The organism is Oleiharenicola lentus, from assembly GCF_051660365.1.
Taxonomy (GTDB): Bacteria; Verrucomicrobiota; Verrucomicrobiia; order Opitutales; family Opitutaceae; genus Lacunisphaera; species Lacunisphaera lenta_A.
Genome location: NZ_JBOZXB010000003.1, coordinates 331,663 through 353,428 on the forward strand (window position 1 = coordinate 331,663; position 21,766 = coordinate 353,428).

Here is a 21,766-nt window from a genome sequence, read left to right on the forward strand (position 1 = left end):
CCAACCGACCATGCCCGCCTCCCGCCTCGACGAACTCGTTCAACGCGCTCCCGAACTCAGCGTTAACCGCGAAATCATCCAGCAGTGTTTCGACGCGCTGCGTGACTGCTTTCGCCACGGCGGCAAAGTCCTCCTCTGTGGCAATGGCGGCAGCGCCTCCGATGCCGAGCACTGGGCCGGCGAATTACTCAAAGGGTTCAAGCGTCACCGCGCGCTCTCTCCGCAACAGCAAGCCACGCTCCGCCCGGAAATCGCCACGCAACTCCAAGGCGCCTTGCCCGCGATTCCGCTCACGGGCTTTCCCGCGCTCGCCACGGCGTTCGCCAACGACGTTTCACCCGAATTAATTTTTGCCCAGCTCACTTGGGGACTCGGCCAGCGCGGCGATGTCTGGATCGGCCTCAGCACCTCCGGCAACGCGCGCAATGTCTGTGCCGCCGCGGAAGTCGCGCGCGCGCGTGGCCTCAAAGTGATCGGGCTCACGGGCAGCACCGGCGGCAAACTGGCGCCGTTGTGTGATCTCGCGATTCGCGTGCCTTCGACTGAAACCTACCGGATTCAGGAATACCACCTGCCGATTTATCACTGCCTTTCGCTGATGCTCGAAGACGAGTTTTTCGGCGAAGCCACTTCCTGATTTTGCAGGGCGGAGTCGCTGACTCCGCCCCGAATATGATCTCGTTTCCGAACAGGCAATTGTAGGTTGCGCGCTCGCGCGCAACGTGGCCCGCAAGCGGGCCACCGACAAAACCCGGTCGCGGGCTGTTAACCCGTATTCTTCAAACCACCGGCGATCCCGTTGACGGTGAGTTCAAGCACCGCGCGCACACCGGCTTCGTCCGCTTTTTTCAATTTTCCGCCGCGACGACGCTTGATCATTTCCACCTGCAAATAATTCAGCGGGTCGACGTAAGGATTGCGCAGCTTGATCGAACGCGCGAGCACCGGCTCGTTTTCGAGTAATTCTTTCTGGCCCGTGGCCATGAGCACCGCTTTTTCCGCCAGACGGAATTCCTCAAGAATGCGCGCCAGCACTTTTTCGCGAATCGCCACATCCTCGACGAGTCCCGCGTAAACGGTCGCGATCGACATGTCGGCTTTGCACATCGTGAGCTGCGCGTTCGCAATCATCGTCTGGAAGAACGGCCATTGCTGATACATCTCGCGCAGCAGTTTCGCGCCATCCTCGCCGCGCTCCATGATCGCCTTCAAGCCGCTGCCGAGGCCATACCAGCCCGGAAAATTGAAACGGCTCTGCATCCACGAAAACACCCACGGAATCGCGCGCAGATCAGACACGCTTACGCTGCCTTTTTTGCGATAGGTCGGACGCGAACCGTAATTGAGTTCACCAATCTCGTCGATCGGCGTCGCCTGCCGCCAGAACGTGAGAAACTCCGGATCTTCGTGCACGCACGACTTGTAAGCTTTGAGCGAAGCCGCCGTCATTTCCTCCATCGCTTCGACCCAGTGGGCCGGCAACTTGCGCGCGCCGCTCTGCGCTTCGTGGGTGCCGAGAAGAACGCCGTAAGCCATCTGCTCGAGCACGCGGTGCGCGAGATCGACATCGTGATAACGCGTCGAAAGCACTTCGCCTTGCTCCGTCACGCGAATGCCGCCGTCTTTCAAACCGACGGGTTGCGCGAGAATCGCCTTCGCCGCCGGGCCACCGCCGCGCGCGATGCTGCCGCCGCGTCCGTGGAAGAGCGTCACGCGCGTTTTGTGTTTTGCGCACACCGCCATGATGTTGTCCTGCGCCTGATAAAGCGCCCAGTTCGCCGCGACGTAACCGCAGTCTTTATTGCTGTCGGAATAACCGAGCATCACGTGCTGGTGATGTTCGTTGCGCTTCAACTCCGGCGCGTAACTCTTATGCGCGAACAACGCCTCAAGCACTTTCGGCGCGCGGTTTAAATCGTCGAGCGTTTCGAACAACGGCGCGATCGGCAGGCGAATACCGGCGAGCGTTTGCAGCAACACGACTTCGAGGAGATCTGAAACCTCGTTCGTCATGCTGATGATATAAATGCCGAGCGACTCCGGCCCGTATTCGCGCTGCGCGCGCAACGCGAGTTGCAGCGGCTCCAGCACGATGCGTCCATCAATCGACATCGCCGCCACGGCTTCCGCACTGAGTTGGCGCGCCGTGCGCAAGGCCTTCGCGAGCACCTCTTGTTTGGCGGCTTCATCGAGTTTTTCGTAATCGGGACGGTCGAGGATCTCGGCGATCGCTTTCGCGTGCCAGCTCGAGTGCTGCCGAATATCGAGGCGCGCCATGCCGACACCGAACACTTCGACATTGGTCAATGCGTCCTGCAACTCGCCACCCGTAAGCGCCTTCGTTGCGCCCGTGGACAAATCTTTTTCAATCGTCGTCAGCACGTCGCGCACATCGCTCGCCGTCAGCGATTTTTTCGCGATCACACTGGGGCTCGAAAGATCGGCTTCGCTTTGCAGCAGCAGTTGTTCGCGCAGGCTGCTCAGGATGATGCGATACGGCTCACGGGGATAACGCGCACCGACGCGCGTCATCAGCTCCGACGATTCGCGGCACGCCTCCGCCATGCGTTTGATGCCGGGCGAAATTTTCGAACGGCGATCGGACACCGTGATCGAACTCGCCAGACTGTAGAGCGAGTCCGCCAGTTTGCGCGACGCCGCACGGCGATGCATTTTCAGGACGTTGCCGGTGACCGCCGCCGTGACCCCGGGATTGCCGTCGCGATCGCCGCCAATCCACGAACCGAACGAAAGCCATTTGCGCGGTGCCTTCACGCCCGGGAAATACCGATCCAACGCGCCCTGCAAATCTTCCTGCAAGCGAGGCAGCAACTGATAAAGCGTGCGGTCAAAATACCAGAGCCCGGTCCGCGCCTCGTCCGTCACTTCGGGACGTTCCGTGCGACTGCGATCCGTGAGCCACAGCGACACGAGTTCGCGTTTCAAATCAGCCGGATCGCTCGCGATTTCTTCGGGCGAATGTTGTCGGAGAATCGTGCCGAGGGTCGCGAGTTTCTCGAGCATGGTGCGACGTTTCGATTCCGTCGGGTGCGCCGTAAACACGAGTTCGATGCCGAGTTGTTTCACCAACTTCTGCATCTGCGCCGTCGTGACGCCAGCGGCTTTCAATTCCTTGATCGCCGCCTCGATCGACTCGCGCATCGGTTCGCTCGATTGACCGGCAGCGAGTTCCTTGCGGTGCTTTTCACGACGTTGCCGCAGCAATTGAATGCGGAAATTTTCCTCTGCGAGATTCACCAACTCGAAATACAGCGTGAATGCCATCGCCTGGTTAAACGCTTCGGCAGGTTTCAGCTTACTGACGACTTGCGCCAGTTCCTTGGGCGCGCCGGCGTCGCCGCCACGGCTGCTTTTCGCGAGCTTGCGGAGCGTCTCGACTGTCTCGAGCGTCTTCTCGCCTTCCAGCGAGGCGATCGTGCGACCTAAAATTGCGCCCAAACTGCGCACTTCTGCGCTGAGGGCCTTGAGCGAATCCGAAGCGTTATTGCTAGCAGCCATTGAGTTACAGCTACGCAAGTATCATGCCGCCCCTAAAGCGAAATAAAAGTCCCGGGCTGTCATATTAAACCAGCATGAGGGAAATTTTATCCTTCACCGATTTCCCGCTTGCTGAACCACGGCTAGTGTTCAATTGAACACTCCATGGTCACCGAAAAACAACAGGCCGTGCTGGATTTCGTGCAGGCACACCACGCGAAGCACGCGCATCACCCGACGATTCGAGAGATTCAAGCCCACTTCGGCTTTGCCAGTCCATTCGCCGTTACCCGCCATTTGCAGGCTTTGGAGCAGAAAGGACTGCTCGAGCGCATTGCCGGCAAAGCCCGCGGTTTTATCGACCCTGCGCAGAAACGCCGCCACGCGCTGCTGTCCAAAGTGACCCAAGTTCCGCTTTACGGCGTCATTCCCGCCGGCCTGCCCGCCGCCAACGAACAAGAACCGGACGGCTTCGTGACGTTCGATACCGCCACGTTCGGCCTCACGCGCAACGCCAAGCTCTTCGCCCTGCGCGTGCGCGGCGACTCCATGATCGGCGCCAACATCGTCGACGGCGACACCGTGTTTCTCACGCCCCGGGAGCCGCACCCGCGCGACATCGTGGCGGCGCTCATCGATGGCGAGTCGACTTTGAAACGTTTCCTCGTGCAACGCGGTCAGCCCTTCCTCCGCGCCGAGAATCCGCGTTATCCTGACCTCCTGCCCGCCACCGAACTCCTCATTCAGGGCGTGATGGTCGGCCTGCTCCGCACGGCGCAAAATTGAGCCTCTTTTTCCGGTTCTCTCGTGAATTCTGCGCCCGAAAAACTGGCTGCGCTGCGCCAACTCATGGCCGAACGCTTCCCCACCGCCCAGCGACCGGCGGCAGGCGCGCTGGCCACGGGACTGCCGGAATTCGATAAATTTGGCGGCGGCCTCCCGCTGAGTGCCATCACGGAACTGGTCTGCGCCAAACCAAGCAGCGGCGGACAACTTTTCTTCAGCCAACTCCTTCACGTGACACGCCAAGCGCGTAAACGAGTCGCGTTGATCGATGCATTCGATGAATTCGATCCGGGTTCGCACGAACCGGATGTGCTCGTGCACCTCATTTGGGTGCGTTGCCGTGACACGCAACAAGCGTTGCAAGCCGCCGATCTTTTCGCCCGCGATGCCAATCTCGGACTCGTCTTCCTCGACCTGCGCCACGCACCCGAAACCGACCTGCGCAAAATTCCCGGCCCGCAATGGTATCGCTTGCAACGCGCCGTGGAAACCACCGATCTGGCCTTCGTTGTCAACACGCCCCGCCCCTCCGTGCCGAGCGCGCAGCTGCGCCTCGTATTAAATCATTCCCTCCCGCTTGCCTCGCTCGAAACCGAGCGCCCCACGCTGCACGCGCGACTTTCCCCGCAACTCCACCGCCAGCGCCTCCAAGTCGCCACGGGGTAAGGTAGGGCCCGACCTCCGGGCGGGCCGAAAAATACTCGCCGTCCTGCGGGCCGCTCGGAGATCGGCCCCTACCCAGTCCATCGCCACTTTGTTCGCCGTCCTCCACCTCGCCAATTTTCCGCTGCAAGCCGTGCTGTGCCACGATGCCCAGGCCACCGCGCATTCGGTCGCACTTTTCAGCACCGAAAAAAAATCCCGCATCATCGCGGCCAACGCGCAGGCCGCCGCTGCCGGCGTCGAGCTAGGCATGACTGCACCGCAAGCCGTCGCACGCTGCGCACACTTGCTTATCCGCACGCCCAATCTCGATTTTGAAAAAGAAGCCCGCGCCACGTTGCACGCCGTTGGCTTCACGCTCTCGCCGTTAATCGAAGACACCGCGCCCGGCATCTGCACCGTCGATTTGAAAGGTTTCGCGCCTGAAAAACAGTCCACCATCGCCAACGCGGCCCTCGCCCAACTCCACGCGCTCGGTCTCGCAGCCACCGCCGGCATCGCCCGCACTCCCTTGCTCGCGCTCTACGCGGCGCAAGTGGGGCCCGACCTCCAGCCGGGCCGTTCGCATCCACACATCACACCGGACAACCCGAAAATCGGCGCCTGCCTTCAGGCTCATCAAATTTGTAACGAAACTCATTTCCTTGCCCCGCTGCCCCTTGCCGTCGCCTCGCCCTCTCCGCAAATCGCGGACGTCCTCGCGTCTTGGGGCCTGCGCTCGCTCGGCGATGTCACGGCAATTTCCTGCGAAGCATTTGTCCGGCGCTTTGGCGCGGAAGGTCTCGCGTTTTGGCACCGCGCGGCCGGTGGTAGCGAGCGCCCGCTCACACCGATCCCGCTTCCGCAGACATTCTCCGCGCACCTGGATTTCGAACACGCCGTCGAGACGCTCGATCCGTTGCTCTTCATCCTGCGCCGCTTCCTCGATCGCTTGAGCTTGGAGCTCCAAGCCGCGCACTACGTCGCCGGCGAAATCGATTTCACCCTCAAACTCGAAGACGGCACCCGCCACGCGCGTCGCTTCCGTTTGCCCGAACCGACCGCTGATCCCGAAATTCTTTTCCGCACGCTCCACACGCACCTCGAATCGCTGCGCACGGAGTCGTGTATCGTCGGGCTCGCGCTCGAACTGCTGCCCGTTCGTCCGCTGGTCCGCCAACAAGGCCTGTTCGAAGCCGGTTTGCGCGACCCGCACGGCTTCGCGGAAACCCTCGCCCGCGCCGCCGCCCTCGTCGGCTCCGATCGCGTCGGCACGCCGCAATGCCAGGACACGCATCGCCCCGACGCGCTCACCCTCACCGTGCCCGCCACCATCGTCGGACAACCGCTACCGCTTGCGATCCACGCACCACTCTCGCCAATTCTTCGCCGTCTCCGCCCACCGATTCGCGCCAACCTCGTCCAACAAGACAATAGCTGGACACTCTGGAGCGCTTTGATCAGCGGCCCGATCAACCATCGCTCCAAGGGATATCCACTCAGCGGCGAATGGTGGCAAAGCGACCGGGCGTGGTCGCGCATCGAACAAGACATCGAACTTTTCGAAGGCGGCATCTATCGTCTTTTCCGTGACCGGCACGGAGAATGGTTCCTCGAAGGACAATACGACTGATGAGCGGCTACGTCGAACTCCACGCCCGCAGCGCCTTCAGTTTTTTGCGCGGGGCCTCGCATCCTGGGGATTTAGCAAAAGCTGCGCACACCCTGGAGCTTTCCGCCATCGCGCTCCTTGATCGCGACGGCGTTTCCGGCGCGCCCGAGCTTTACGACGCCACGCGGGAAAATAGAACCCGCGCCCTGGTCGGAGCCGAAATCACGATGGAAGACGGCAGTGTCGTGCCGCTCCTCGCCGCCTCGCAACGCGGCTACCAAAATCTTTGCCAGCTCATCACCGAGGCCAAACTTACCGAACGTCCGCCATTATTGCAGGCGTCCGAGAAAGAGCCCGCGCTCGATCCTTACGAACGAAAACGCCCCTGCTTCGCGACGTGGCGTGAGTTGGCGGACTATTCAGAAGGACTCGTTGCACTCACCGGCGACGAAGAGGGATCCGTGCGGCGGGCGTGGCGGACGGCAGGAAAAGATTCTGCGGCCACTGCACTGCAAAAACTTTCTCATATTTTCGGCCGCGAGCGGTTGTTCGTCGAACTCCAGCGTCAAAATCTCCGAGGTGAAGAGCGGGAAATTCAATTTCTGCGCGACCTCGCTGAGGCCAACGGGCTCCCGATCCTCGCCACTGGCGGGGTGAACTACGCCGTGCCACTTGCCCGCGAAGTCGCCGATATTTTCACCTGCCTGCGCTTGCACACCACACTGGACGGAGCGGGGCATGAGCTGGCGCGCAATTCAGAACGTCATCTCAAATCGGCCCGCGAAATGCGCACGTTGTTTCGCGATGTGCCTGAAGCCGTCGAAAACTCGCTCCGCCTCGCGGACCGGTTGGATTTTACGCTCAAAGATCTCGGTTACGAATTCCCGCACTTTCAAACGATCGCCGGAGAGCATGACTTTCTTTTTCAGGTAACTTTTTCAGCAGCACGAAAACGCTTTCGCGGCACGATTCCTGAGCGCGTTAAGCGACAATTACACACGGAGCTTCGCTTGATCAAAGACCTGGGTTTTTCCGGCTATTTTCTGATCATTTGGGACATCTGTCGCTGGGCGCGCGAAGAACAAGGCATTCTCGTGCAAGGTCGCGGCAGCGCCGCCAACAGCACGATGTGCTACGTGCTCGGGATCACCGCCGTGAATCCCATGCAGTTCGACTTACTCTTCGAACGCTTCCTCAGCAAAGGCCGCATCGGTGCCGACGGAAAACCCTCGTGGCCCGACGTGGACTTGGATTTCCCCAGCGGCGAGCGGCGCGAAAAAGTGATTCAAGAAATTTACCGCCGCTACGGTCGGCGCGGCGCCGCGATGACCGCCAACATCATTTCTTATCGCGGGCGCAGCACGGTGCGCGAAGTCGGTAAAGTGCTCGGCTTCGATAACGATGCGCTCGATCGCTACTCTAACCTCTACGCGAACGGCGATTTTCCGGAAACGCTCGACGTGACGGAGCAACTTAAAATGTCAGGCATCGCCGCAAATCATCCCCGCGCCGCCACGCTCTTCCGCCTTTATGGAATGATCAAAGGCTTGCCGCGTCACCTCGGACAACACCCCGGTGGCATGGTGATTTGTCAGGGCGGTCTCGATAAAGTCGTGCCGCTCGAGCAGGCGACCATGCCGGATCGTTCGATTTGCCAATGGGACAAAGTCGGCTGCGAAGACCTCGGCATCGTGAAAATCGATTTCCTCGGTCTCGGCATGATGGCGGTAATGCAGGACACGTTTGAATTATGCACAAAGCGCCCGATTGATCCGTGGCCGAAAGATTTCTTAAGCGTGCCGCAAGATGACGTTAAAACTTATGAAGTCATTCGCGCCGCCGATACCGTCGGCGTTTTCCAAATCGAAAGCCGCGCGCAGATGTCGACGTTGCCGCGATTCAAACCCAGGCACCTCTACGATCTCGCGATGGAAGTCGCGATGGTGCGCCCCGGACCGATCATGGGTAATGCCGTGCATCCGATCATCCGCCGCCGCGAAGGTTTGGAGGCGATCGATTACATTCACCCAAGCGTCGCGCACATCGTTAAACCCATTTTGGAACGCACGTCGGGGATCATTTTATTTCAGGAGCAGATGATCGAACTTTCGATGAAGCTCGCCGGCTTTAGCGGCGCGGATGCCGAACAACTCCGCCGCGCCATGGGCTTCGTGCACAACAACGGACGTCTGATAAAACCGCTCGCGAGGCTCAAACAGTCCCTCGCCGACCGAAAGATTCCCCAAGCCGCGATCGATCTGGTCATGCACTCGGCGCAAACCTTCGCCGCGTATGGCTTTCCTGAATCGCACGCCATCAGCTTCGCGTTGCTCGCGTATTCCAGCACGTGGCTCAAGGTGCACCGGCCGGCGGAATTTTACGCGAGCCTGCTCAACAATCAGCCCATGGGATTTTATTCCGCTTCGACGCTGCTGCAGGACGGACGCCGCTTCGCGACCTTGAAGACCAATCCGGTTTGCGTGAACCACTCCGACTGGAATTGCACCGTCGAAGGCGAACGTATGATTCGCCTCGGATTGCGCTACGTGAAAGGCGTGCGCGAAAAACCTGCGAAGCAGCTGATCGAAACGCGCCGCCAAAACGGAGCCTTTGTTTCCAGCGATGATTTTTTCCGGCGCACGGAATTCTCCGCCACGGATCGCCGGGCGCTGGCGGCCGTTGGTGCCTTAAATTGTTTCGGGCTGCATCGCCGTTCCGCCATGTGGCAGGTCGAAGCGGCCTGGTCGGAACAGGAAGATCTGTTCCGAAAATTCGCTGAAACCGACACCGAACACTCTCCCCTCGCCGCCATGACTGTAACCGAACGCTTCCAAGCCGACTTTAGCGGCACGGGGGTCACGGCGGGCCGTCACCCGATGGCCTTGTTACGTGCGCGGCTCCCGGACGTTGTGCCGGCAGGGAAACTGAAAAGCATTCCCAACGGCGAGCGCGTGACCATCGCGGGCTCGGTAATCTGTCGCCAGCGCCCCGGCACCGCCAAGGGCGTGGTGTTTATCAGTCTCGAAGACGAAACCGGCATCGCCAACGCCGTCGTTTACGCTGACTTCTTCGAAAAGCACCGGCTCCTCATCACGCAGGAAACCGCGCTGCGCATCACCGGTCGCGTGCAAAACGTCGCCAATGTCGTGCACGTAAAAACCGAACACATCGAACCGTTGCGCGAAGCGGATCTTCCGGCGCAGACCTCGCACGATTTCCACTAAATTCGTTAAAGACCGAATGACACGTAATACGTGTCATGTTCATTTTAGCGCCATTCGTGGCGCGGGTAGCGACGGGACAACTCGGCTTTCACTTTCGGATACTGTTCGCGCCAGAAATTGGACAAGTCGTCCGTTACTTGGATCGGGCGCTGGTTGGGCGCGAGCACTTCGATTTTCACCGCGACGCGACCGTGGCCGAGCGTGAACTTTGAATCCACGCCGTAGAGTTCCTGGATGCGCGCGCTCATCACGGGCGGCCCGTCCTTCGTGTAGGCCACGCGCGCCTTGCGACCGTTCGCCATGACGATGCGCTCTGGCAAATAATCGTCGAGCACCGCGAGTTGCTCCGCGAGCAACCAATCGCGCAGCACCGGCATTACGGGCTTATCCTTCAACTCGCGCGCACCGAAACTGCCGTAGCAAATCTGCTCGATCAACGTCGCGCGGTCGGCGTCGGTGATCGGATTTACTTCCAACTCAGGCCACCATTTCGCGAGGCAGTTCACGCGCACAATCCATTGCTCGACCGCTTCGTTCCACTCGGTGAGCACGATGTTGCCTGCGATCACTTCTTTCGCGAGCAACGCGGCGGCGTCGCCTTCAGGTGGTTCTTCCGCCGTCTGTTTCGATTCGAGCACTAAGTCGCGGAAACGTCGCTCTTTCTTCGCGATCACGCGGCGCGCGGTCTCGTCGTAAATCACGCCCGTCGCGTCGTGGAAATCCTGCGGAAACAATTCCTTCAACCACGCTTTCTCGATCGCAGTGCAAGTGTTGAGTAACACCGTGACTTCACCGCGACTTTCGACCTCCGTGATCTCGGCTGCGACGAGCAACGTGGCGGCGTGCACCGCGCTTTCGCGCGCGAGCACCCCACGCCGTTTATGCACCAACTCGCAACGCAGGGTGCCGCGGTCGAGACGGCGCGCGAGTTGATCACTGAAGCCGAGCATCACGCATTTGCGCACGGCAACGCCATCGATGCGTTTTTCAGAGACGTCCAATTTCTCCGCTTCCGCGATGCCGAGGAACTGTTCGAAGAGCGGTCCAACTTGGCGGACGCCCTGCGCGTGAATGCCCAGTCGGCGGCACGCATCGATATTGTAGTTCGCCTTGTCGGCATAACGCCACGCGCGCATCAGCAGGAAAAAATCCGACTCATGCTCCTCGCCAAAAATTTCTTCGCGCGCCTCCTCAGTGCGTTTATCGACGTTACGCAGTAGGAAATTGCGGCCCTGCGTCAGCGCCGCCATCAATGCTACGGAGCGCACACAGCCATAATCCTGCGCGGCGAGGAACATGCGCGCATAACGTGGGTGCATCGGGAACCGCAGCATCTTGCGCCCGACGTCGGTGATTGTTTTTTGCCCGCCCGCCAGCGCACCCAAATCCTCCAGCAACGTCTCCGCGCGCTCGAGCGAACGTGGCTCGGGTCTCTCCAGCCACGGAAATGCAAAGATATCGTCGATGCCGGACGCCTTGAGCGTGAGCACGACTTCCGCGAGATCGAGGCGCTTTACTTCGGGTAATTCCTGCAACGACCGCTGCGCATGTTCGCGTTCCGTCCACAACCGCACGCACACGCCCGGTGCCGTGCGGCCGGCGCGACCCGCGCGTTGGTCGGCAGACGCAACGCTGATTTTCTCGATCAACAGCGTATTGATCCCACGGTGAGGATCAAAACGCGCCACGCGTGCGAGTCCGCAATCCACCACGATGGTCACGCCGTCGATCGTCAGCGATGTTTCCGCGACGTTCGTCGAAACGATGATTTTGCGCGTGTCGTAACGCGCGACGGCGCGGTCTTGTTGCTCGGGCGGCAATTCGCCATGCAGCGGGAAACAACTGAAGCCGCGCAACGCGTGCGCACCCTGCACTTCCTGCACGGTGCGATTGATCTCATACGCACCGGGCATGAACACAAGGATGTCGCCAGAAGTCAGCGCGGCCACGCGTTCGACTTCTCGTGCGGCCACCGACCACACCGGGTCATGTTCGAAATCCGCCGTCTTCGTGAGATACTCGATGCGCACCGGAAACGTGCGGCCTTGCGAGGTCAGCACTTCGCACGGTGCCATGTAGTTTTTCAACTGCACCGCATCCAGCGTCGCGGACATCACCACAATTTTCAGATCAGGCCGAATCGTCTGCTGGATCTGTAACGCCCGCGCCAGCGAGATATCGCCATAGAGGTGCCGCTCGTGAAATTCGTCGAAGACAATCGCGCTCACGCCGCGCAACGATGCATCGAACGACATCTGCCGAAGCAAAATACCTTCGGTGACGAAACGAATTTTGGTCGCCTTCGAAACGCGCGAATCCAAACGGATTTGATAACCGACCACGCCGCCGAGTTGAGTGCCGACTTCTTCGGCGACACGTTTTGCCAGCATGCGCGCCGCGAGTCGGCGCGGTTGCAAGACTACCACCTCGCCATCACCGAGCAGCCCGTGATTCAGCAGCATCTGCGGCACTTGGGTGGATTTACCTGAACCGGTGGGGGCTTGCACGATGAGCCGCCCCTGCTCGGTCACCGCCGAAATGAGGCGTTGTTCGAGTTCGTAAATGGGGAGTTCGCGCGGTGCAGGCATGAAGGTTGAGGCAAAAACTGGTTTGGATGCGTGGCAAGCGGCTTGTGAACAACCTTGGCGGCCAAGGGCGCTACTCTCGGGTGACCCAGGCATTTACGCACGTGGGTGGCGGTGAATAAGTTGTGGGCAAGCTCGCCGTGACTTTCGGAAGGCGTTCGCGCAGTTTCGGCGTCGGGTTTTTTAGCCAAAGTCCCCTTTGTCAGCGCGCCGGATAAGACTTTATGCCCGGAACCATGGCTCTAGCCGAAACCCGGCGCGCTGACCGTTAGGGCTCTGCCCTATTTTTTCGGCTTTTCCGCACTCCGTTCCGCGGCCCACGTTTCATCGTTTAATTTTCGGAGTGCGTCGGCTTCTTGGCGAATCTCCGTTTTTTCGGCGGCATCGGGTGGCGCGAGCACATACACCAATTTTCCATCCACCCAGCGCGTCGCGACGACTTGGCGACCATCGATGGTTTTTGGTGTCGCGCAGCCTGACGTGAGCACGCCCAACGTCGCGGCCAGAAGGCTAAGGCCGGCTTTAACCAATGGAAAATGAATGCGCATGATGATCTGCCCCCCGGCACGCCGACGCGAAATGCATCAACCCTTCACTACGACCCAGGCAACGGCATTTGGTTACATTGACAGCGTGGTGTGCGACCGACACTAACGAATGCGCGTCATGGCCAAAGACTTCGTTGCCTGGTTAATTCGCATCGTATGCGGCATCCGTTTGCTGCCGCGCGAGAAATTGCCGAGAACTCCCGCGATTTATTTCGCGAATCATTCGAGCCATCTGGACTTCGCAACAATCTGGGCGGCGCTGCCGAAAGAAGTCCGAGCGCACACCCGCCCGGTTGCCGGCCGCGATTATTGGGGCAAAACAAAATTCAGGCGGCGGGTCGCGGGCGATTTTTTCAACGCCGTGCTCATCGAACGACAGCGTGTCACCGTCGCGAGTAATCCGCTCGAACCCATGCTCGCTGCGCTTGATGCGGGTAGCTCGTTGATCGTGTTTCCCGAAGGCACGCGCAGCCCGGACGGAGCGATTCATGAATTTAAATCCGGCTTGCATCATCTCGCCCGGGCGCGGCCAACAGTTCCACTCGTGCCGATCTACCTGCAAAACCTAAGCCGTATCCTGCCGAAAGGCGACTTTCTGCCCGTGCCAATTCTCGGCAGTTTGGTCGTCGGCGAGCCGATGCAGTTGCAAGCGGCCGAAGAGAAAACGGCGTTTCTCGCGCGAGCGCGGGAAGCGGTGGTAAGTTTGGCGAAGGTATGAAGACTACACCGACATTCGCCGTAGCCAAGGTAGGGCCCGCCCTCCGGGCCGGCCGCGAACATTTTACGTATCCCAACATCGGCCCGCTCGGAGATCGGACCCTACCATTCAATTATGAAACTTGATCGCGAATTACTTTGGATCGTCGGCGGCATCATCGCGCTGCTCGCGCTTTCTTCGACCATCACGTTTCTTCTCAAACGCCGCGCGGGCGGAAAAGAAAACAAGGTCATCGCCAATCTCGATGCGCGCGTGAAAGCGTGGTGGGTAATGGTCGCGGTATTTGGCGTCGCGCTCGCCACCGGCGGATTGGGCTCGGTGATTTTATTCGGACTGATGTCGTTCTTCGCGTTGCGCGAATTCATCACGCTCACGCCCACCAAACCAGGCGATCACCGGACGTTGTTCTGGGCGTTTTTTATCATTACGCCGCTGCAATACTACCTCGTCGCGATGCATTGGTATGGATTGTTCAGCATTTTGATTCCCGTGTATGCGTTCATCCTCGTGCCGACGCGCAGTGCGCTCGCGGGCGACAGCGAACATTTCCTCGAACGCACTGCAAAAATCCAGTGGGCGCTGATGGTATGCGTCTACTGCGTGAGTCACGTGCCCGCGCTGCTCACCTTGAATATCGTCGGCTATGCCGGACAAAACGCGAAGCTCCTGCTCTTCTTCGTCATCGTGGTGCAGTTGAGCGACGTGCTGCAATACGTCTGGGGCAAACTCTGCGGCAAGCACGCGATCGCCCCGCAGATCAGCCCCAACAAAACCGTGGAAGGCTTCTGGGGCGGCACGTTGTCGGCGACGGCGATTGGCACGGCGCTGTGGTGGGCGACGCCGTTCACGTGGTGGCAAGCGGCGCTGTTCGCGTGGCTGCTCACGTTGATGGGATTTTTCGGCGGACTCGTGATGTCGGCGATCAAACGCGACCGTGGCGTCAAAGATTACGGCACGATGATCGAAGGCCACGGCGGCGTGATGGATCGCATCGATTCGCTCTGTTTTGCCGCGCCCGTTTTCTTTCATCTCGTGCGGTATAATTTCACCTGAGTTCAAGCCACAAACCCATGCCCTCCGTTTACGACATTAAGCCCACGTTTCAAAATCTGCTGCGCCCGATCACGCGATCGCTCGCGCAGGCCGGAGTGACCGCCAACCAAGTCACCGTCGCGGCGGCACTGCTCTCGGCGGCGGTGGGGGCGTGCATCTATTTCAACCCGCTCGCCCGGTGGCCATTATTTTTGCTGCCCGCATTTTTGTTTGTGCGCATGGCGCTCAACGCGATCGACGGCATGCTAGCGCGCGAACACGGTATGAAGTCCCGGCTCGGCGCCGTCCTCAACGAAGTCGGCGATGTGGTCGCGGACACCGCACTTTATTTGCCGTTCGCGTTCGTGCCAGGGTTTTCGCCGTGGCTCGTTGTCGTGATTTCGATTCTGGCGATCATTAGCGAAATGACCGGCGTGGTGGCGGTGCAGATTGGTGTGGCGCGCCGTTACGATGGCCCGATGGGCAAAAGCGATCGCGCGTTCGTGTTCGGTTTGTTCGCATTGCTCGTTGCATGCGGTGTGCCGCGCGGGGCGTGGCTCCATTACGCGCTGTGGGCGGTGCTGGGGCTGCTCGTGGTGACGATTTGGAATCGTGCGCGGCGCGCGTTGGCCACGTCACCTGATTCAGCCGGACGGTGACCGACTCAGTGCCCACCTCCACTGCGCTGGATGCGCATGAACGCCGCGGCCTCTGGCTGGCAGCGGTGTGGGGATTTGCGGAGGCGACGTTTTTCTTCGTCGTCCCCGATGTATTGACCAGCCGGCTGGTGCTAAAACGCGCCCGCGTGGGTTTTCTGGCGTGTCTCGCCAGTCTCGTCGGTGCGCTGCTCGGCGGCATCGTTCTTTTCTATGTCGGTTCGCAAAGCGGCCTGCGCGCGGACGCTCTCACGGCGATTGATTATGTGCCCGGAGTCAGTCCGGCGATCATCGCGAAAGCGCAGGCCGGACTCGCGGAACATGGCTTGGTCGCGTTGTTTGTGGGTGTGCTAAGTGGCATTCCTTACAAATTGTATGCACTGCAAACTCCTCTCGTGGGTCTTGCGTTCGGCGATTTCCTGATCGCTTCCGCAGTGGCGCGACTCAGCCGCTTTGTTCTGGTCACTGGTTTAAGCTGGCTAACAGGAGCGACCGTATTTCACAACCTTTCAGCCCAAGCCAAGTTACGCATCCATGCGGGCGCTTGGGCGGTGTTTTACGCGGTCTATTTCTGGCGAATGGGGCTTTAAACAGGTTAGGCCTTGCCAAGGGGAAAACGCCCGCGCACGTTGGGCCTCTTTTCTCACGTTTTACCGTCTCCGAGTTATGAATCAGAACATCCGCAACATCGCTATTATTGCCCACGTCGACCATGGCAAAACCACGCTTGTCGACAAATTGCTTAAGGAAGGCGGCGTTTACCGCGCCAACCAGCACGTCGAGGAACGCGCCATGGACTCCATGGACCTCGAAAAGGAGAAGGGCATCACCATCAAGGCGAAGAACACTTCCGTTCACTGGAAGGACAAGATCGTCAACATTCTCGACACCCCTGGACACGCTGACTTCGGCGGCGAAGTCGAACGCGCCCTCCGCATGGTCGACGGCGTGCTTCTCGTCATCGACGCCTACGACGGGCCGCAAGCGCAGACGCGTTTCGTGCTCCGCAAGGCGCTCGCCCACGGGTTGAAGGTCGTCATCGTCATCAACAAGATCGACCGCGACAACGCGGATCCGGCCAAGATGTATGATAAAGTGCTCGAACTCCTCATGGAGCTCAATGCCACCGAAGAGCAGTTCGATGCTCCGGTCGTTTACGGTTCCGGCCGCGACGGCTACATGATGTATCACCTCGGCGAAGAAAAGAAGGACATGACTCCTCTCTTCCAGACGATCATCGACCACGTCCCACCGCCATTTGCGAAACCGGAAGATCCTTTCCACATGCTCGTTTCCAACATCGATTGGAGCGACTATGTCGGCCGTATCGCGGTCGGCAAGATCCTTGGTGGCGTCGTGAAAGTCGGCGACCCGGTCTTCGTCCTCCGTCACTCGGACAACAAGAAGATCCGCGCCAAGATCACCAAAATTTTCGAATTCACCGGTCTCGGTCAGCGCGAAGTTGAGCAAGCCCACGCGGGTAACATCGTGGGTCTCTCCGGCTTCGAAGACGTCGACATCGGCGACACGCTCGACGTGCGCGACGACGCTCACCCGCTGCCCTTCCAACAAATCGATCCGCCGACCCTGGAGATGCAGTTCTGCGTCAACGACGGCCCGCTCGTCGGTCAGGAAGGCAAGCTCGTCACCTCCCGCCAGCTGCGCGAGCGTCTGATGCGCGAACTGAAGCAAAACGTTTCCATCCAAATCGAAGACTCCGACAAAGCCGGTATCTTCAACGTCAAGGCCCGTGGCGCCATGCAAGTGGCCGTCCTCGTCGAAACGATGCGCCGCGAAGGTTTCGAAATGCTCGTTTCTCGCCCGACCGTCATCGAGAAGAAAGGCGACAACGGCGAACGCCTCGAACCTTACGAGACCGTCTGGATCGAAGTTCCCGACGAGTGCGTCGGTGCCATCATGCAAAATCTCGCGAACCGCAAAGGTCGCCTGACGAACATGGAAAAGCTCGCCCACTCCACGATGTTGGAAGCCGTCATCACGACGCGCGGTCTCATCGGTATGGAAATCGACGTCGTCAACGCCACCAGCGGCCGCGGCGTGTTGAGCCATTTGTTCAAGGAATACGGCCCGTATGCCGGCGAAGTGCTCACGCGCATCACCGGAACGCTCATCGCCACGGAAGCCGGTGAAACCACTTCCTACGCGCTCGTGATGTGTCAAGAACGCGGCAAGCTCTTCGTAAATCCCGGCGAGCAAGTCTATGAAGGCATGATCGTCGGCGAAAATCCTCGTAACGAGGACATCGCCATCAATGCCGTCCGCGAGAAACAACTCACCAACTTCCGTTCCCAAGGTTCAGGCGTCGCCACCGGTCTCACGCCGGCGTCGAAGCTCTCTCTCGAGCGCTCGATCGAATACATCGCCGCCGACGAGCTCGTCGAGGTCACGCCGAAGAATCTGCGTCTCCGTAAGCGCATCCTCAACAACGGCGCTCGTCAGAAAGCCTCCAAGGCAAGTAAGTAAGCCACGCGTTTTTCGCGAAACCTTTCAACCCGCAGGCGCGATTCATCGCCCTGCGGGTTTTTTATTTTGTGAGTCGATGCAGGTAAGGCGATCCAACCCCGGTGCGCCGAGGCTCGGCAGTGCCGCCTGCTCGACCCGCGTAACGACCACGCACTCGCTGCGTCACCTTTGGCTGCCGACTCAGTTGGCGCTCGCTCGCGATTTCCTCACCAGCTCTGCGACGCGTTCGGTCTGCTCGATCCATGTCGGGTGCTTTTCACCGTAACGCTGTAAAAGGTATTCTTGTTCCGCTCGAGCCAGACGTAGTTCGTAAGACTCAGTCGAGTCACCGATCAGGTATTTTTCCAGCGCCGCGACTTTCTGCCGCTGGTAGCGCAGCTTGGCGTGCTTTTCCTCGTAGCGCAGGCTCATCGCGGCGAGTTCGGCGTCCGCCTCCAATAAAACGGTCGGAGCGGTCGGAGTTTCACGCCAGCGCTTTTCCATCGCGGCGAGACGCACCTGCTGCGCGTGCAAGCGCGGGTGTTTTTCTTGGTAACGATTTTCGCAGACCGCGAGTTCGACCCGAGCCTCCTGCAAAATGTGTGGCTCCGTGGAATTAGCCGACGCGATTTGGCGCCACTCGGTCACACGGAGGGTCTGCTCCACCAACCGAGGGTGATTTTCGAAATAACGGTCTGCATATTCGGTCTGCTTTGCCTCGGCGGCTTGCAAGCTTTCAGCCGCCGATTGTGGAGACTTTTCCGCGGTAGTTTCCGTAGCGCGCGTTGTGCTTAACACGGCGGCTAATAACAGATATTTTCCGGCAAACCGCATCTCAGTGGGCAGCGCTAGGTTGAGGTTCCTCGCTCAACCCTTGGGTCTCGCGCTCGATTTCAGCCGCTTTCTTCAAGCCGTGGGCGCTGGATTTGCCGGTGAATCTCACACAGATCTTATCCATGAGAACGTAGAAAATCGGAATCACGAAGAGCGTGATGATCGTCGACAACGTCAACCCACCCACGACGACGATGCCCATCGGATTGCGCGTCTCCGCACCCGCTCCAGTCGCGAATGCGATTGGCACCGCGCCCAGCACCGTCGCGATGGAGGTCATCATAATCGGACGGAAGCGCACCGTGGCGGATTCGAAGGCCGCCTCCATGACGTTCTTGCCGTGCTCGACTTGAAGTTGGTTCGCGAACTCCACGATCAAAATACCGTTCTTCGCCACGAGACCAATCAGCATGATGAGCCCGAAGCGCGAGAAGAGATTGTCGGTCATCGCCACACCCCAGAAACGTGTGCAGTAAAGCACGAGCAAGCCGCCCGCGACGGCGATGAAGACACCGGTGAAAATCGTAATCGGGTGAATCCACGACTCGAATTGCGCGGCGAGAATCAGGAACGTGAACAGCAGCGCCAGACCAAACAGAATCAGCGTATCGTTGCCGCTCTCGACGAATTCACGCGTCTCACCGTCCCACGCATAGGTGTAGCCAGCGGGTAATTTTTCTTCGCCCAACGCACTGAGGAAGGTCACGGCGTCACCAATGGTTCGACCTTCACCCAATTGCGCGGAAACAGTCACCGAACGCAGGCGGTTAAAGTGCGGATAACTTTCCGGCACGGTGTTTTCCGACCACGTCACGACATTGCTCAATTGCACGAGCACGCCGTCCGTCGAGCGCACATAGAGTCGCGCGAGATCGCTCGGCGTGGTGCGATTCTCGTCGGTCACTTGCACGATGGCGTAGTATTGCTGGTTGCCACGCTGGAACTCCGTCACGCGGCGCCCGCCGAGCAACGATTCCAACGTCGACGCAATCACGCTGACCGGCACGCGCAAATCGGCCGCCTTGGCGCGATCGATTTTCACATCGAGCTGCGGCTTAGTCGGCGAAGGATCGACGCGCGGTTGAATGAACATCCCGCTCTCGCGCATCGAAGTGAGATACACGGCGCCTAATTTCTGAAGCTCGGTAAAATCGCTGCCGAGCAACACCATTTGCACGCCGCCACCACCACCGCCGCGACCACCGCCGCTGCTGAAGGGACGCACCGGACTCGCGACCGCCTGGCCGCCGGTGACTTGTTTTTGGAAATCACGGCGGAGTTGCGCGGTGATTTCCTGCGTCTTGCGCGTGCGCTCTTCCCAAGGTTTGAGCGTCGCGAACACAAAGGCGCGGCCACCATCGCCCGTGCGATGGAAGGTGCGATCGATTTCCGGGATTTTCAGAATCATCTGCTCCATGTCGTAGGAGTAGAGACGCAGGTATTCCGGAGTGGCGCCAATCGGCGCGATCAAGTTGGCCGTGAACACGCCGCGATCTTCTGTGGGCGTGAGTTCACGTTGCAGTTTCGTGTAGAGGAACACGCCGCCGGCGGTGAAAATAAAGGCCGAGATCAACACGACCCAGCGAAACTTGAACGCGACTTTCAACGCGCGCTCGAAGACCGAGTTCATGCCGACGAAGAACGGCTCGGTCTTGCGGTAGAACCAACCGTGTTGCGCGTGCCCGTCGACCACCTGCGCCCGCAGCAACCGCGAGCACATCATCGGGGTCAGCGTGAGCGCGACGAAAGCCGACACCAAAACCGCGACGGCCAGCGTGATACCGAATTCAAAAAACAACCGTCCCGTTTGCCCGGACTGAAACGCCACCGGCAGAAACACCGCCGCGAGCGTAAGCGTGGTCGCGATGACGGCGAAGGCGACTTGCCGTGCACCGAAGATCGCGGCGTGAATCGGTTTTTCACCTAACTCGATACGGCGGTAAATATTCTCGAGCATGACGATGGCGTCATCGACGACGAGGCCGACCGCGAGCACCAGCGCAAGCAACGTGAGGATGTTAATCGTAAAGCCCATCATCGCCATGATCGCGAAGGTGCCGATGATCGAAACCGGGATGGCCACGAGCGGCACCAACGTCGCGCGCCAATCGCGCAGGAAGAGGAAAATCATCAACACGACCAAAATCGCAGCTTCATACAACGTGTGATACACTTCGCGCACCGAGCGTTCGACGAAGACGGAAGTGTCGGAGCCGATGTTGACGTTCATGCCCTCTGGCATGTCGGCGCGGATAAGCGGCAGCACCGCTTTCACGCCATTGGCGACGTCGAGCAAACTGGACTGCGATTGACGCAGCACTTGCACCGCCACGGTCGGCAGGCCTTTGAAATACGTCTCGGAGCGATATTCTTCCGCACCCAGTTCGACGCGCCCAATGTCGGAAAATTTCACTTGGTGCGTGCCGCGTGAAGCGAGAATCAGATTCTCGAACTCGGCCACTTGCGTCATGCGGCCTTCGATGCGCACGGGAAATTCGCGCGAGGTCGACTCGATGCGACCGCCTGGAATCTCAACATTTTGCTGACGCAGCGCGTTCTCCACGTCGGTCACGGTGAGCTGGTGCGCGGCGAGTTTATCGCTATCGACCCACAGGCGCATCGCGTAACGCGGACCGCGGATGTTGACGGCACCTACGCCGGGAATCGTCTGGATGCGTTGCACCGCGATGCGCTCGACCAGTTCCACAATTTCCAAGCGGCTGTAGCGATCCGAATTAAACGCGATCGTGATGACCGGATTGGAATCGGCATCGGCCTTCGTGATGACCGGCTCGTTGATTTCCTCGGGCAGGCGTTGGCGCGCGCGGCTGACGCGGTCGCGCACGTCGTTCGCGGCTTCATCGACATTACGGTCGAGGGTAAATTCCACCGTGATGCGCGACTGCTCTTCTTGAGAGCTGGAGCGGATGACGCGGATGCCGTCGATGGACGCGACTTCTTTCTCGAGCGGTTCGGTGATCTTGGCTTCGACGACCTCAGCGGAAGCACCGCGATAACTCGTTTCCACTGACACGGTCGGCGAGTCGATCAACGGGTATTCGCGCACCGGCAATTTGCCGAAACTCAGCAGACCAATCAGGACGACGACAATGGACGCAACCAGCGCGACGACCGGGCGTTTGATGGAGATGTCGGAAAGAACCATGA

At 59.7% G+C, this 21,766-nt stretch carries 15 protein-coding genes; 10 read left to right on the forward strand and 5 right to left on the reverse strand.

Translation table 11 applies throughout. The features are described from left to right. The first annotated feature begins 10 nt into the window (after positions 1-10). The gene (locus tag ACRRQW_RS20760) at positions 11-637 is read left to right on the forward strand and encodes a D-sedoheptulose-7-phosphate isomerase (protein WP_438483543.1); all 627 of its coding nucleotides are present in this window, start codon (positions 11-13) and stop codon (positions 635-637) included. Positions 638-765: 128 nt separating this feature from the next. Here the strand turns inward: ACRRQW_RS20760 and ppc are convergent, their stop codons facing one another. Continuing rightward, positions 766-3,519, reverse strand: coding sequence for a phosphoenolpyruvate carboxylase (gene ppc / locus ACRRQW_RS20765; protein WP_438483544.1), 2,754 nt, complete (start codon positions 3,517-3,519; stop codon positions 766-768). 144 nt (positions 3,520-3,663) lie between these two features. Between ppc and lexA the strand changes: the two genes are divergently transcribed. The 4 genes from lexA (at position 3,664) to ACRRQW_RS20785 (ending at position 9,762) form a co-directional block, all read left to right on the forward strand. Then, positions 3,664-4,284 carry a transcriptional repressor LexA gene (gene lexA, locus ACRRQW_RS20770; protein WP_438483545.1) on the forward strand — a complete coding sequence of 207 codons (621 nt, stop codon included), beginning with the start codon at positions 3,664-3,666 and terminating at the stop codon, positions 4,282-4,284. Positions 4,285-4,305: 21 nt separating this feature from the next. Beyond that, the gene (locus ACRRQW_RS20775) at positions 4,306-4,950 is read left to right on the forward strand and encodes a hypothetical protein (RefSeq protein WP_438483546.1); all 645 of its coding nucleotides are present in this window, start codon (positions 4,306-4,308) and stop codon (positions 4,948-4,950) included. An 88-nt stretch (positions 4,951-5,038) separates the two neighbouring features. Further along, positions 5,039-6,559, forward strand: coding sequence for a DNA polymerase Y family protein (locus ACRRQW_RS20780; protein WP_438483547.1), 1,521 nt, complete (start codon positions 5,039-5,041; stop codon positions 6,557-6,559). Continuing rightward, complete coding sequence (locus ACRRQW_RS20785) at positions 6,559-9,762, forward strand: DNA polymerase III subunit alpha (protein ID WP_438483548.1); 3,204 nt, start codon at positions 6,559-6,561, stop codon at positions 9,760-9,762. Before ACRRQW_RS20780 ends, ACRRQW_RS20785 begins: the two co-directional genes overlap by 1 nt. Positions 9,763-9,806: 44 nt before the next feature. On the opposite strand, the gene hrpB is transcribed toward ACRRQW_RS20785, so the two are convergent. Both hrpB and ACRRQW_RS20795 read right to left on the reverse strand, forming a co-directional pair. After that, positions 9,807-12,350: an ATP-dependent helicase HrpB gene (gene hrpB / locus ACRRQW_RS20790; RefSeq protein ID WP_438483549.1), complete on the reverse strand. Its 2,544-nt coding sequence runs from the start codon at positions 12,348-12,350 to the stop codon at positions 9,807-9,809. A gap of 278 nt (positions 12,351-12,628) precedes the next feature. Further along, positions 12,629-12,895, reverse strand: a complete 267-nt coding sequence (locus ACRRQW_RS20795; protein ID WP_438483551.1) for a hypothetical protein — start codon at positions 12,893-12,895, stop codon at positions 12,629-12,631. 118 nt (positions 12,896-13,013) lie between these two features. Between ACRRQW_RS20795 and ACRRQW_RS20800 the strand changes: the two genes are divergently transcribed. From ACRRQW_RS20800 to typA, 5 genes are all read left to right on the forward strand, one after another. After that, positions 13,014-13,613 carry a lysophospholipid acyltransferase family protein gene (locus ACRRQW_RS20800; RefSeq protein WP_438483553.1) on the forward strand — a complete coding sequence of 200 codons (600 nt, stop codon included), beginning with the start codon at positions 13,014-13,016 and terminating at the stop codon, positions 13,611-13,613. A 114-nt stretch (positions 13,614-13,727) separates the two neighbouring features. Continuing rightward, positions 13,728-14,666, forward strand: a complete 939-nt coding sequence (locus ACRRQW_RS20805; protein ID WP_438483555.1) for a phosphatidate cytidylyltransferase — start codon at positions 13,728-13,730, stop codon at positions 14,664-14,666. Between the two features lie 17 nt (positions 14,667-14,683). After that, positions 14,684-15,304 carry a CDP-alcohol phosphatidyltransferase family protein gene (locus ACRRQW_RS20810; protein ID WP_438483557.1) on the forward strand — a complete coding sequence of 207 codons (621 nt, stop codon included), beginning with the start codon at positions 14,684-14,686 and terminating at the stop codon, positions 15,302-15,304. Between the two features lie 8 nt (positions 15,305-15,312). Continuing rightward, complete coding sequence (locus tag ACRRQW_RS20815; protein WP_438483559.1) at positions 15,313-15,891, forward strand: YqaA family protein; 579 nt, start codon at positions 15,313-15,315, stop codon at positions 15,889-15,891. 76 nt (positions 15,892-15,967) lie between these two features. Further along, on the forward strand, positions 15,968-17,785 hold the full coding sequence (gene typA, locus ACRRQW_RS20820; protein WP_438483561.1) for a translational GTPase TypA: 1,818 nt from the start codon (positions 15,968-15,970) through the stop codon (positions 17,783-17,785). 180 nt (positions 17,786-17,965) lie between these two features. Here typA and ACRRQW_RS20825 read toward each other — a convergent pair whose 3' ends face one another. Next, positions 17,966-18,412, reverse strand: coding sequence for a hypothetical protein (locus tag ACRRQW_RS20825; protein ID WP_438483563.1), 447 nt, complete (start codon positions 18,410-18,412; stop codon positions 17,966-17,968). 187 nt (positions 18,413-18,599) lie between these two features. Continuing rightward, the gene (locus tag ACRRQW_RS20830) at positions 18,600-21,764 is read right to left on the reverse strand and encodes an efflux RND transporter permease subunit (protein ID WP_438483565.1); all 3,165 of its coding nucleotides are present in this window, start codon (positions 21,762-21,764) and stop codon (positions 18,600-18,602) included. Positions 21,765-21,766 lie beyond the last annotated feature (2 nt).